We start from the raw sequence: 13,359 nt of genomic DNA on the forward strand, positions 1-13,359 counted from the left end.
TTGAAGACACTCCTGAAGTGAGATCAGGGTGTCCACTGAACCGTAGGAACTACCGGTTCGGCTTGAATGAATTGTTAGGCTGCGCCTACGGAATCCTTGTAAAGTTGAGACGAAAGCAAGAGTCGCTCAGTTCACCCAGCCACAAATCTACCGCGGGATTCAACATGCGGGCGAGGTTTCCAACGACCACTCTGATCTCTGCGGTTGTACGCGAGCCGAAGTACACCCCAGTTAGTTCTTTGTCTGCGTAGTGGTAGCGGGTGCCGGCCTCTTTATGCAGAAGCCGCCACTCTTGCTCGTATGACCAATCCTGCGATTTCGTGCAGTACATCTCCGTGATCTGGTTGTAGTCCTCGTTGCAGAGCATTCTTTCAAGATCAATGACAGGGAACTCCAGGCTATAGGCGACCTTGTGTAAGAGGGAAAATGTCGGCCCAGCCGTATCAAACTCCAGGCACATCCCGGCACCTTGAGAGGCGTAATGAGACCACATTAGAAGATTGTCATTCTTCTCAGAGAAACAGCAAATTCCGCGATTCTTTAGAGTGCTTTTTATGGTCTTAGTGATTGTGTCTTGCGACGCGCCCTGTAGGAGCTGAATTATCTCGTCATCTGTTGGTCCGACCCCGGCGGGAAGGGGTAGCCTCTTGCGAATCCTCGCCAGTTGCTCATGGGTGAGGTCGGTGACCTTTGCGGAAAGAGCACAGTCGTAGGGATCATTGAAATTCTGAGGCGAGCCAAAGTACAAGGTTCGGCTAACGAGGTTTTCTAAACTCCTCGTCGAAATCGGCTGATACTTATAGAGACGTATTGGGATCACAATGTGCAGCCTAACGCCTGAGTTAAGCCGAACCGCGAAGCGGTTTCGGCTTGAATGAATTGTTAGCCCCCATAGCACCGTTGCGTCTCACGGCGGTGACGCCTATCGCGCCTTGCCTATGTGCTTGGTGATCAGGATGCCAAGCCAGTAGCAACCGGCCAGAACGACTGCGGCGCTTGCAATGTACGCGATGTTGCCGATCTCTGAGCGGGCCAGATGCAGCGGCCATGCCACAACAACGATCGCGGCAAGCCATAGAGCGAGGCGAACGACGTATTTCTTGGTCTGCACGGTCATGCCTGTTCTGGGGCCTAACTACGGTTAGAGCCCTAGATGGGCCGTAGCGCGAACTCTGCGCCGCGTGCCTTGGGTCGTCAAATCGAGTTTGGACACGCGGCCGGGCCACTGCCCTGCCATGGACGAATCGCGATGAAGTGCCGATGCTATAGCCGGCGATAGGCCACCTTACGGGCGCGATGCGACGCACAGGAAACGGCCCCGCCTGCGCGGGACCATCCCTCACCCCTTGACGCACACCACCTGGTGCAGGGCGCGCACCACTTCCACCAGGTCGGCCTGCGCCGCCATCACCGCGTCGATGTCCTTGTAGGCGGCTGGCGATTCGTCGATCAGGGCTGCCCCTTGCGGCATTCGACGTGAGCGGTGGCCTCGCGGTGCTGCTTGAGGGGGATGCTGTTGCGGGCTGCGGCGCGGCTCATCACCCGGCCGGCGCCGTGGCTGCAGCTGTGGAGGCTGTCGCCGCAGCCCAGGCCGCGGACGATGAAGCTCTTCGCGCACATGCTGCCGGGGACGATGCCGAGTTCGCCCCTGCCCGCCCGCACCGCGTCCTTGCGGGTCACCAGCATTTCGCGGCCAGCGTGCGTCTCCGGTGCCGTGCAGGCCCAACAGGCCAGCCGCATGCGGAAATCTTGACCCATGTCCCAGCATCGAATCGCCAACGACCTCAGATTAGATCCCGCCATTAGCGGATACGGAGGTCCGCCATGAGCGCATTCCACACCAAGAGCGTGCAGCTGCAGGACCAGGTCCGGCGAGCGCTGCGATCAGGACGCTACCTGCCCGGCGACCGGATCGATCCGGCCTCGCTGGCCGCCGAGTTCAACACCAGCCTCATGCCGGCGCGGCTCGCACTGGAGCGCCTCGTCGGCGAAGGCCTGCTCGAGCACCACTCCCGCGGCGGCGTGTACCTCCCGCTGCCTACCGAAGTCGAACTGCGCGACGCCTACGACTGGATGCAGCGCCTGCTGCTGATGGCGTGCGACATCGGCATCGCCACCAGGCTTTCCGGAGGCGTACGCCAGCCCGATGTCGCCTCAGCCAACGAAGACCCCGTCGAGATGACATGGCAACTGTTCGACGCCATTGGCCATGCCACCGCCCACACCTTCGTGCACGATGAGATAGGGCGCATGAACGGCCGGCTCGCCCCGATCCGTAGGGCCAAGCGCGGCCTGATCGATGGGGCCTTCGAGGAGATCATCGAGCTGAACCGGCATTGGCAGCAGCGCGACATGCCCAGTCTGAAAGTGGCGTTGCGCCACTATCACGAGCGTCGCAAGCAACTGGTTCCGTGCATCGTGGTGACACTCAAGCAGCGACACGACCGCCTGCAGTAATCCCGGGCGGCGTAGCAGGCTCCGCGACTCCGCTACGGACGTCACAGTTGCAGATAATCACTCGATGATCATCCAAAGATCATTTGAAGATCAGGACATCCGCTTCCTACGCTGAAGCCGTCATGGAGCCCCATGACTCAATCAGCAGGAGACGGAAATGAACAACAGAAACGACAACACCCCGCGTCCGGAAATGCAGGACGACATCATCGAACTCGGCGTGGCGAGTATCGAGACCAAGGGACCGGGCGGCAGCGTTGAGCCCACCGGGATCAACGTCCTCCCCGGGATCACCGAGGAGTGAACGGCGAGGCGCACCGTGAGGTGCGCCTCTCTCGTCTTCGAGGCAACGTTGCCCTACGCCCTGCGCGATGACCTCTCGTTTTGTCGAGTAGACGGCCACCTCGTCTTCATCGACATTCGGGATGATCGTTACTTCCGCCTACCCGACAGGCTGGAGCGCTCCTTCGATGCCTGCATTGACGGGCACGCCAACAATGATATCGATGTCCTCCTGGCGCGAAACATTCTCGTGCCGACGCCTGACGAACTCCCGATCAAAATTGCAAAGAGTCAGCATCCCGTTCGAAGCGCCATCGAAGAATCGGCTTCGTCCGAAGTGCACTTCAAAGGTGTGCTCGATGTGTTCGCGCTGGTCTTCTCAATACGCAGGCAGTTGAGATCCAAGTCACTCAAAAGCGTTGTTTCAGCAGTGACAGCATTCAGGCAGCGCAAGCAGCCATCACAGATGTCATTGCGGGACGGTGGAGTGGACGAACTCCTGTGTCAGGCCTCCACAGAGTTCAGGCTTGCCCGCGCCTATGTCCCGGTGGAGAACATCTGCCTGCTGGATTCCCTCGCAATGGTCAAGTTCCTTGCCAGGCGCAAGCTCCACGCGAACATTGTCTTCGGTGTCACGTCGCATCCGTTCTCGGCGCATTGCTGGGTGCAGGTCGAAGACCTGGTCCTCAACGACACCGTCGGGCACGCGCGGGCCCACACACCGATTCTGGTCGTCTGATGAGCTATCGATATCTCGCCCTTGTAGATGTCGATCACCAGCGGAAGGCAGATCCCCCCGGAATGGCTGCTGCATTGCTGGAGCATGGCATGCGGGAATGCCTCTCCAGAGGTCCGCTTCGCGTCTTCGTCTCTCACGACACGCCCTTTGTGGTGCTGCCCGGCAGCGGGATTGCGATTGGACACGTATTCCCGCGCACATCATCGGCGGATGGCCCTGAAGTCGATCAGATCAGGGAACTTCGTTCCGCCAGCCAGCTCCGGACCCAGATCCTTGAGAGCATGTGGGGCGAGTACGTTCTTTTCCAGCCCGACGACGCAGGTGACTCGTCTGCTGCTGTAACCCGTGATCCCTCGGGGGGTGTTCCCTGCATCTACTCGCTCCGGAACGGCTACGGGTTCGTCACTTCAAGCATTTCGCTGGCAATGCGCCTGGGCCTGTACAGGAAGCAGGTCGACTGGGACGTCATCGCTCACCTGCTGACTTACCCCAATCTCAAGACGAGTCGAACGGCGCTGGCCAATATCTGCGAGTTGCTTCCGGGAACCTCGTTGCGCGTCCAGCGGACACACATCGTCACCGATCAAGTATGGTCGCCATGGACATTCGTCGCGCCGGGACAACGGCACACCAACCTGTCGGACGCGGCTGCCGAGATCCGACGCACCGTGTCTAAGGTGGTCAGGACCTGGGGGGATGTCGACGCGTCCATCCTGATGGAGCTGTCCGGCGGCCTGGATTCGTCCATCGTCGCCGGGTGCCTGCAGGCTACGCATTCCCGGCTGGTCTGTGGCAACGTGGTGACGCCGGTTCCCGGTGGAGACGAGCGCCACTACGCGGCACAGATAGCGCACCTTCTCGGAGTCGGACTGCACAGCTGGCATCTCGATCCCGACATCGCCTGCGCCGACATCGTCCCGCATGTGGACGCCACCACGCCGAGGACCGGCATCCTCCAGCATGCGGTCGCCGAGGTGATGCAATCGGCGAGTCGCCTTCACGGAACATCGAGCTTCTATCTCGGCGCGGGTGGAGACACCGTATTCGGACTTCTTACCAATGCGGTTCCCGCTGCAGACGCCATCCGGGAACGAGGCTTGCTGAAAGGCGCCGCCACGATCGGCGATCTGTCGGCATTGCATCAATGCACGATGTGGAAAGCCACGAGGCTGACGCTCCGGAAGATGGTGCAGCCACCCAAACTTCCCTGTCCACCGAACCGCATCTTCCTCAATCCGGCAATGGACCCGGTAGCGGCCGACGACCACCCGTGGTTTGAAGTGCCCGAAGGCGCGTTCCTCGGCGACAGGGAGAGGATCTTCGACCTGGCCAGCAACCATCTGTTCAGGGACATGGTCTTCCGGGGCGACGACAGCTGGATCCGCATGCCATTGCTCTCCCAACCGGTCGTCGAGGCGTGCCTTCGCGTTCCGACATGGCTGTCGGTCCGTGGTGGGCGCAACAGGGCTGTGGCCAGGGCCGCGTTCGCCGACATGCTCCCTCCGGACATCATCGGCCGGAGGAGCAAAGGCACTTTCATCGGTTACCTGGGTGCACTGTTCAGACGGAACCGCATGCAGATCCACGACACCCTGCTGTCGGGAGCGTTGCACGACCAGGGCCTGATCGATCCGAAGGCAATCACCCGCTTCTGCATGGCAGAACTGCCCCCGCGTGATGAATCCTTCCTTCGCTTACTGACCTTCGTGATGGCGGAGAACTGGATTCGACGACAAGGATGATCCACCTTCCACCGGCTCATGGCCGTCCCGGTCCACGGCTCGCGCTTTCATGTTCCGCCAGCCCAGGTACTGCTGCCTCTTTTCCGGTGCGGGGTCCTCGTAGTCCTGGAGCCAGAACCGGAACCAGTCGACGTTCCTCTCGTTCGCTGCCAGCAGGTGCCTGGGCTGGAACTTGAAGTGGGGCGCATGGGGAAACACGTACAGGTCCGCCTTCTGTTCCAGCATCAAAGGAACGGCCGAATCAAGCAACCACAGGTATTCCTGTTCGGGAATCTGCATCAGGACGGGTGCGCTGACCTTGTCCACATTGAATTCCAGGCCAATCCTTTTCCACTGGTCCGCGGTTTCGTCGGGCGGGCCGAGTTGCCAGATCCTCTTCGCGCGCGACACGAACTCTTCCCCCTTGAGGGTTCCATGCAGGTACATGCTTCGGGAAAGCACCGCGCCCGTGATGGATGCCGCCTTCAGGAGGTCTGAGTTGAACGCCGTCCACATGGTGATCTCGGTACCGAAGCTAAGCTCGCCCATTCCGACCCTGGCCGGGTCTATCTCGCCAGCGGAGGCGAGCATCTCCACCGCGCTCTTCACTGCAGCCAGACCCTCGTTGAACCGCTCCAGCGCGTCGAAGCGAAACGGCGGGTAGTTCACGCACAGGGACGAGATTCCTTTCTCGGCGAGTGTTGCCAACGGCCACTCACCCCCGAAACCACTTCGCAGGAATCCTGGGCAGTAGTAGTAAGCGATGAACAGGGGCGGCGGCTTATCGTCGGCCCTCTGCGCGGCGAAGAACTGTCCCGTGAACTGTCGCCCCGCCGCATCCTTCCAGCGCAGGAGCCTCACGGGCGTGGCCAACGAGACCGCAGCGTGAAGCGATGCGTTGGGGTCGAACAACACGCGCCGCTCGCCGGTCTCCAGATCGACTCTCTCCAGACGTGGCGGCCGGTTCGCATCGGATGCCACGCAGGCGAGCGCCACGAGAGAGCGTCCACAACCGGTATCCGCGACACCGTATCGTTGCCCGCCATTGAGCAGGCCTTGCGCCCGTACAACGGGGACCACCTCGCCACTGCCCACGTTCCACCGGAAGATCGACTGTGCAAGCCCCTCCGCGGGATCCGTGACGGTGAAGATGACCTCGTCGCTGCCCACCCCCCACTGCACGTCCGATATCGGCTTGCCCGCACAGGCGTCAGCCTGGCAGCGGACGCGGCCGCCCCCCTCTTCCAGCACTGCCGACAGTTCGACATCAGGCTTCTGTACCAGGTTGCCCTGCTCACCGATCCGGGTCAGTACCGCGATGCGGCCGCGTGCCGGATCGTATGCGGAGCGCCATGGCCCGGAGGCGTCCCTCGACAGGGACGGTGCCACGGGTCCTGGCGAGGGGATTTCGGCAGGCACCGCATCCCGCGCCGTCCATTCCACCAGGTCGATGGCCTTCCAGCGATCCGGCACTTCCGAGAGCAGCGGCACGCGAGCAAAGCCATCGCCCAGGTAATCGAGGCGCTGGGTGGCAAGCCGGCCTTCGACGTTCCCGGAGCGGAAAAGTGCGCCTTGGCCGATGGGAACGGACCTGTCGACGCGGATACCGCGCTCGTACTCCGCCTGCTCCGCTGCAATGACTTCTTCGCGCGTAGCGCCGACGCTGTACACGAGGGACCTTCCGTCGGCGCTCACCGAAAAATCACGCACATCCGCCAGATCCTGTGTGACCGGCTTCGCGCCCGAGCCATCGGCATTGGCACGCCAGACGTCGATCCGGCCATCCATGAATGCCCGGTAGTAGATCCAGCGCCCGTCCGGCGACCATGCCGCCATGGCAGGCAGCGTGAGGCCCGCAGACGTGCGCAACGGGGGGCCTCCCTCGCCGATCCTCCGCGCCGGAGCGTCGCCCTCCATATCCTGGACATACCACACCGAATCGTAGGTATTCCGGTCGATGGATGCCTGTTCGGTCCGGAATGCGACCCGCGTTCCGTCCGGTGACACCACCGGCCCGCTGATGTCGACCACCTCGATCAGGCGACGTGGCGAAACCACCTCACCTGCGCGCGCGCCGACGAGCACGCTGAGCAGTCCCGCCAGCACCATGAGCCGGATGGCAACCGAAGCCCACGGCCGGCATGCCCTGCTCCCGTTCGATCTGTTCATGTCCTGCCCCGATGGATTGATCGACATCACCAGCGCTTGGCCACACTCACGCTCAGGAATCTCCCGACGGGCGAGTAGTTGGTCGAGTCGTAAGGTGGATTTCCGACCGACAGCGGCGCATACAGCGGCGGCTGACGGTCGAATGCATTCATCGCGGAAAGCGCGATGTCGAGCCCGGACCAAGGCCCGTCGCCATCGGCGGTGTCGTAGCGCAACGAGGCATCGACGGTGGTGAACGACGCCGTCTTCCTGTCGTCCACGGGGTTGGTCACACCACCGACGTAGTTGGCGAAAACAGAAGCGGAAAACCCACCCTGGCTCCAGACCGCACCGGTACGGCCATTCAACCTGGCAGGATGGAACAAGGTGCCCGACAGGTCGTGGAACGGCTCCCCAGCCAGCCGCTGTTGCGCACTGCGCAACCAGCTTGCCGAACCGCGCAACTGCAGTCGCGACTCGCCGAGATCCACCCGGTAGGATCCCGAGAGATCCAGGCCCCGGACCCGTTGCGACACCGTGTTGATGTAACGATTGAAGGCAATCGCAACGACCTGGCCGGGGTCATAGGGCTCACCCGTGAAGTTGCTGAACTGCGACATCGCCAGCACACTCGCCAGCGCCTCTGCAGTTGGTCCGTGGTCAATGAAGGCGGCGTACCTCGGATTGCTCAACGCTTCCGCCTGGTACACCAGCGGTTGCGCGATGCGATCGGAGAAGTCGATATCGAACCAGCTCGCCTCGACTTCGAGGCCCGGCAGGGACACGGGATGGAAAGCGGCCGTGGCACTCCACGTCCGTGCGCGCTCGGGTTCGAGGTCCGGGTTGCCGCCGTATGGGACAAGTACCGTCGCACCGGCGGGAAAGCCTGTGCCCCCGAGGGCCGTTGCGGTGTACAGATAGGCGGAGGGCGTCTGGTACCGCTGCAGCAGCGTCGGTGCCTTGAAGGACTTCCCCCACGACGCCTTGAGCGTGAGATCGGTACCGGCGCGATACACCACGCCAACCTTCGGCGTGACGACCTCGCCGAAACTGTCGTAATCCTCGCCACGCAGCGCGGCCGTCACCGTGAATCGCGGCACGCTGGGCATCTGCGGACCTGCCCCGACCACCGGCAGGTTGATCTCGGCATAGACGAAGCGGCTGCTCTCGCTGCCGGCGGCCCCTATCGCACCGGTGGCCAGATTCTCCTGGACGAACGTGTTCTCCCGGTGTCCGGCGCCGACGGCGAGCCGCGCGTGCCCGCCGGGCATGGCGAACAGGCTGCCCTCCGCCTCCGCCTCGTATGACACCGTGCGGTTGCGGTAGGACGAAGGGGCCAACGGCGTCACGGCACCCGTCGAGCGGGACACGATCGACAGTCCCGTGAGCGTCTCGTCCTCGCCCCACGTGACCCCTGTCGACGATGTCCAGCCACTGGGTAGGGAGAGCTGGAGGCCAGGCGATGCGAAGGCCGTGGTGGTCGCGGCCGTCGCGGGGAAGTAGCTGTCGGCCGTGGCCGGATAGTAGACAACTTGGTTGCGTTTGGTCCTCAGTGCATCCAGCCGCAGTTCGACCCCGTCGAAGAGCAGGTGATGGGCGCTGACCAGTCCACTGCGCAACCCGCTCTCCGGGAGCAGCGATGTCGGACCGTCCAGGTGGCGCGTGTAGTCGCGTTGGCGGGCATCGATCTGTTCGCCGATCGATCTCTTCCAGGTGGCGATCAATCCGCCACCGCGCCAGGGGGCGCCTGCGGTCATGTCGTACTCACGGGTGGCAAGGCCGCCGTCCGTCGCACTGCCGTACCGCGCACCGACCGAGACTCCCTCGTGGTCGCGCTTGAGGATGACGTTGCCGACCCCACCGACCGCGTCGGATCCATAGATCGCCGACGCACCATCGGGAATGATCTCCAGCCGATCGATCGCCGCGACCGGGATGGCACCGATGTCGACCGCCTGCACGAACCCGCTGTAGGCCAGCCGTCTCCCGTTCAACAGCGTGAGCGTGGCGTCCGGACCCAGACCCCGCAGGTTGAGCGCCGAACCGCCGGAAGTGTTCTGGTTGGCAATACCGCCGCCCTCGGCACCCGCCACGATGCCGGGATTCTGGCCACCGGAGAAGTTCTGCGGCACGCTGCGGATCACCTCGCCCAGGTCGGTGAACCCTTCTTCCTGAATCCGCTCGGCGCCGATCGTGATCACCGGCGAGGGCGTCGTGCCTCCGCGGATGCGCGTGCCGGTGACCGTGATCGCGGCAAGATCCGTCGCCTCCGGCTCGGCTTGCGGGGCGGCCCGCTCCGGGTCCGCCGGCACGGACGGCGACACAGGCCCGGCAGTCTTCCCCGTCCGCCCGGTGATGACGACCTTGCCGTCGGAATAGCCGTACGCCAAGCCGCTGCCGAGCAGCAATCGGTCGAGCGCCTCCCGCCAGCTCATCTGCCCGTGCACCGCTTGCGCCCGCTTGCCGTCTACCAACCCAGGCGGGTACTCGGGGCGAATACCGCTTTGCGCGCCGAACGCATCCAGCGCCAGACCAAGGTCGCCCGCCGGCAGGTCAAACGCGTGTACAGCGCCTATCGGCACCTTCTCTTGCGCAGTTGCTGCATGCAGCGGCAGCAGGGATGTCAGCGCAGCGGAAAGGGCGCCTCGCGCCAACGTCAGTCTGAACCCGTCAGCCTCGGGTGACAGCCCGATCTCACTTCGTGCCACGTCCGCGCTACCGTCCTGGATGGCGTTCACTGCTGCCACTGGGTGGGCAATGGACGCCACGATTAGTAGGACCACCCAAACGCCGCATAGAGCACCGCTTGTCATGATCTATCCCTCCCTCTGTCCCGGATGAAGTTGCTGTGCCCTCCTAGTCCCCGAAGGCGCGGCGCCAAGCAAAACCCCCCAAAGCTACGTTAAACGTAGCTTCCTGAATATTACGTTTTACGTAGTATCCGTGTCAACCGATGCTCCGGAAGCTCCTGTGTATCTCCTCCAGGGATGCAGACATGAGCTCACAGGAAGCCGAGAAGCTCTACGGGCGGCGCCTACGCCAAGCTCGGAAGAGCTACGGGTTTAGTCAGCCCGAGCTGGGAGTGGCAGCAGGGCTCGACTACTCCGGCGCAGGGGTGACGATCAGTCGTTACGAGAACGGCAGGCACCAGGCGAGGCCGGGCTTGCATAAGAGACTGGCTCGGGTGCTAGCGCTGCCGCTCACCTACTTCTTCACCGAGGATGATGAAGAGGCGGCGTCGATCGCTGCGGCTGCGCGGAGCGATGAACCTGCAAAAAGGAAAGCCGATGCCGAGGCGATCATCGCAAAGATGAAGCGCATGTAGCGGTTGCAGCTCACTCTTGGTCTGCGATCGCCACGGCAACAAGGGGGATGTGCGTACCTCACTCTCCCGTAAGAGGCGGTTTGGGTAACACGCATCTAATCCTTCCCGGCAACCCAAAATTACGTTTATCGTAGTATCGCGTTGGCTCGCGTATCTGGATGCTTCCTTTTGATGGAACTTCAGAACGCACCCGCACGTGGCTGACAAGGATTCGCTTCCGGTCTACAGCCGCCGGCTGCGTGAGGCTCGTGAAGCTCACGGCATCTCCCAACGCGCCTTGGGCATCCAGGCAGGGTTGGACGAGTTCGTTGCCAGCACGCGCGTCAACCGCTACGAAACGGGCGTGCACCAGCCCGACCTACAGACCCTGCAGCATCTTGCGAGAGTCCTTAACCTACCTGTGGCCTACTTCTATGCCGAAGACGACGAACTGGCGCGACTCATTGCGGAGTTCAAGGTCAAGAGCAAGCGGAAGCACTGATCTGAGCCGGGCGGCATTGCCCTACGTTGCACTTCACTGTTCGAAATCGACCTCACTAACCACCGCGACGGCTTGGCTCATTGTCCCGGCTCTCGGAGACGGGCAACATCGGATTGTTGTTGCCCCTATCCTAGATGCGCACGCGACCGCATGGGATTCAGACTATTCCTACAAGAAAGTAGTGAAAGCGCCGACTTCTTTAGGTATGGCGGAATGGCAAAGTGGCCGTGCCCCGGCAGCACGGCCTTTGCACCGGCAACGGATGCCGCTCAGCAACAGGAAAGAGGCCGCCGCCTTGAGCAAGCGGTAAAGCTGGGCCGGGGCATCTCCCTATTACAGCTAGTCTGGCGGTCCGTATAGCCCGCCACGTACGCCTAACCGCAGGCGTCCTGCCGCCAAACGTGGCCGAGGGTGGTACCGGGCGTCCGCTTCCGGCCATGAGCAGGCGTTAGTAGCCAAGTAAAAGTGCATTTCTTCCTTACCTATCGAGTGCTTATGGCGCGTTGTAAGGTATGAAATCGATCCGATCATGTTTGTCAGGTGCCCTCATGCCTCTTTCACTTGCGGCGCCTCTAAGAGAGCGCCTTATTGAGCAGCTCGTGGCCGAGCTTAATAACGCCACTGTTTTCGCTGACTATTTCATCTCCGCCTGGTCACTTCGCGGGCTCGCTGGCATCAAGAGCCTGCCTGATAAAGGAGAGCTCGCTGAACAACTGAGCCGCTTCATCGGAGATGATCCTTTCTCAACCTTTGCCACCGACGAACTTGACACAGGCTTCAAGGGACCGGGCCCGAACACGGATGCGAATGAGACTCCCCTCGCCAACTACGAAGGTTATGGGGATCTCGGCAAAGTTGCGTCAGATCTCGTCGAAGCCTTCGCCACGCTCCCTTGGTCCTACGAGCTGACGATCAGATTGCCAAACCCCCTTGGCGCTGCAGTTACTCGTGAACTTGGCGACACTCCATTGTCACCCCGACATCGGATTGTATCTGGCGCCACGTTAAGCGCAGCGTTTCCTATGGCAGTGCGACACCAGGGTCTCATGGGACTCATGTCGAACGCGAGGCCCGCCCCACCGTGGGATGAAGACGGCGGCTATCTCCAGGTCTCAATGAATGGCTACTTCCGAAGCAAGCAGACGGAGCCATTCTTCGCTGCGCGGGATGATGTACTCACCTTCTTTGGTCTCGGCATCGCGCTGGGCCTCTTTGATGAGTTTCCTTCCGATATCAAGGAGATAGACGGAAAGGTGTCGCACCTCTACGTCCATCGCCTCGACGACGGCGCATGGGTGGAGCAAAGCACGCTAGATATTGATGATCAGCACAAGTATGGGATCGGGCGTCTTGCGCTAGCCGAAGACGCTCGCAACGACCCAAACCTCATGCGCCAGAAGCTTGCTCGGATCGGTTCGGTCTTCCGGTCCGACATGGGAAAAAACATTGCCTTGTCCGCCCGCTGGCTATTCGAAAGCTACTGTGGGAGAGATGCGCTGCTACAATACATTCAAGCAGCGGTAGCCATTGAGATTCTGCTCGGAGATGAAGAAGCCGATCCGAGTGTCGGACTCACGACTTTGATGGCTAACAGATGTGCCTTTTTGATCGCAAAAACGCCGACGGCGCGAGAGAATCTCCTTAAACTTTTTCGCGACATCTATAGGGTCAGGTCTAAAATCGTTCACCGCGGGAAGAGCCGTCTAAATACACAGGAAATAAGGCTATTTCGCTCGCTTCATTTTATCCTTAGGATGGTAATCGACACCGAGCAGAGGCTGCTTGAACGAGCGGAAGTGCAACAGAACACCTAACCATTGTTCGAAGCATCACGTGAATTTCTGATTCGGTTACTCGATAGACGCAACGTCTTGCGCTTCGCGCTCCAGGCGTCGGCTGGAGGGGATGCGGTTGAGGTAGCCGTAGATGTAGATCTTGAGCAGGGCGATCAGGTGATAGGCAGGCCGCCCGCCCACGGCGCGACTGGCAGCCTCGAAGCCCAGCTCGCTCAAGTCGAGGGCTTCGACGAAGGCGTCGACCACCCGCACCGGATTGTCTTCGTGGACGTAGTCCTCCAGCCGATCAGGGAGCAGAAGCCCTTGGGAACGATCGACTCCATCTACGAATCGCTTCATGCAGAGTACCCATCGACTGGTACTGAGATCTTGCCAGCCAGACGGGGGTTTTCAAACAGCCTCAGCCAGGG

General features: G+C 61.6%; 11 protein-coding genes and 2 pseudogenes. 7 read left to right on the plus strand and 6 right to left on the minus strand.

Annotation, left to right across the window (positions count from 1 at the left end; genetic code table 11):
- Window positions 1–85 precede the first annotated feature (85 nt).
- The 3 genes and pseudogenes from FXO19_RS13295 to FXO19_RS13305 all read right to left on the minus strand — a co-directional run.
- Window positions 86–493: a DUF2971 domain-containing protein gene (locus FXO19_RS13295; RefSeq protein WP_149195599.1), complete on the minus strand. Its 408-nt coding sequence runs from the start codon at window positions 491–493 to the stop codon at window positions 86–88.
- Between the two features lie 429 nt (window positions 494–922).
- Window positions 923–1,117, minus strand: coding sequence for a hypothetical protein (locus FXO19_RS13300; RefSeq protein WP_149195600.1), 195 nt, complete (start codon window positions 1,115–1,117; stop codon window positions 923–925).
- A 222-nt stretch (window positions 1,118–1,339) separates the two neighbouring features.
- A pseudogene (locus tag FXO19_RS13305) lies at window positions 1,340–1,707 on the minus strand (RtcB family protein); the annotation flags it as partial.
- A 117-nt stretch (window positions 1,708–1,824) separates the two neighbouring features.
- Here FXO19_RS13305 and FXO19_RS13310 point away from each other — a divergent pair.
- The 4 genes from FXO19_RS13310 (at window position 1,825) to FXO19_RS13325 (ending at window position 5,220) form a co-directional block, all read left to right on the plus strand.
- Complete coding sequence (locus tag FXO19_RS13310; RefSeq protein ID WP_149195601.1) at window positions 1,825–2,457, plus strand: GntR family transcriptional regulator; 633 nt, start codon at window positions 1,825–1,827, stop codon at window positions 2,455–2,457.
- Window positions 2,458–2,614: 157 nt separating this feature from the next.
- Window positions 2,615–2,761, plus strand: coding sequence for a benenodin family lasso peptide (locus tag FXO19_RS13315; protein ID WP_255516419.1), 147 nt, complete (start codon window positions 2,615–2,617; stop codon window positions 2,759–2,761).
- 48 nt (window positions 2,762–2,809) lie between these two features.
- The gene (locus tag FXO19_RS13320) at window positions 2,810–3,478 is read left to right on the plus strand and encodes a lasso peptide biosynthesis B2 protein (protein WP_187775785.1); all 669 of its coding nucleotides are present in this window, start codon (window positions 2,810–2,812) and stop codon (window positions 3,476–3,478) included.
- Entirely contained in the window at window positions 3,478–5,220 is a 1,743-nt protein-coding gene (locus FXO19_RS13325) for an asparagine synthase-related protein (RefSeq protein ID WP_149195603.1), read from the plus strand. Before FXO19_RS13320 ends, FXO19_RS13325 begins: the two co-directional genes overlap by 1 nt.
- Here FXO19_RS13325 and FXO19_RS13330 read toward each other — a convergent pair.
- Both FXO19_RS13330 and FXO19_RS13335 read right to left on the minus strand, forming a co-directional pair.
- The gene (locus tag FXO19_RS13330) at window positions 5,173–7,395 is read right to left on the minus strand and encodes an Atxe2 family lasso peptide isopeptidase (RefSeq protein ID WP_255516420.1); all 2,223 of its coding nucleotides are present in this window, start codon (window positions 7,393–7,395) and stop codon (window positions 5,173–5,175) included. The genes FXO19_RS13325 and FXO19_RS13330 overlap by 48 nt on opposite strands.
- A complete protein-coding gene (locus tag FXO19_RS13335) occupies window positions 7,395–10,085 on the minus strand; it encodes a TonB-dependent receptor (protein ID WP_255516421.1) in 2,691 nt (896 codons plus the stop codon). The genes FXO19_RS13330 and FXO19_RS13335 overlap by 1 nt, the downstream gene beginning before the upstream one ends.
- A gap of 257 nt (window positions 10,086–10,342) precedes the next feature.
- Between FXO19_RS13335 and FXO19_RS13340 the strand changes: the two genes are divergently transcribed.
- From FXO19_RS13340 to FXO19_RS13350, 3 genes are all read left to right on the plus strand, one after another.
- A complete protein-coding gene (locus FXO19_RS13340) occupies window positions 10,343–10,672 on the plus strand; it encodes a helix-turn-helix domain-containing protein (RefSeq protein ID WP_187775786.1) in 330 nt (109 codons plus the stop codon).
- 196 nt (window positions 10,673–10,868) lie between these two features.
- Window positions 10,869–11,153 (plus strand): helix-turn-helix domain-containing protein, encoded by a 285-nt coding sequence (locus FXO19_RS13345; protein ID WP_149195605.1) that lies wholly within the window; start codon window positions 10,869–10,871, stop codon window positions 11,151–11,153.
- Window positions 11,154–11,701: 548 nt separating this feature from the next.
- Entirely contained in the window at window positions 11,702–12,967 is a 1,266-nt protein-coding gene (locus FXO19_RS13350; RefSeq protein ID WP_149195606.1) for a HEPN domain-containing protein, read from the plus strand.
- Between the two features lie 57 nt (window positions 12,968–13,024).
- Here FXO19_RS13350 and FXO19_RS13355 read toward each other — a convergent pair.
- A pseudogene (locus FXO19_RS13355) lies at window positions 13,025–13,288 on the minus strand (transposase); the annotation flags it as partial.
- Between the last annotated feature and the right edge of the window lie 71 nt (window positions 13,289–13,359).

It is taken from the genome of Luteimonas suaedae (assembly GCF_008312895.1).
Lineage (GTDB): Bacteria > Pseudomonadota > Gammaproteobacteria > Xanthomonadales > Xanthomonadaceae > Luteimonas > Luteimonas suaedae.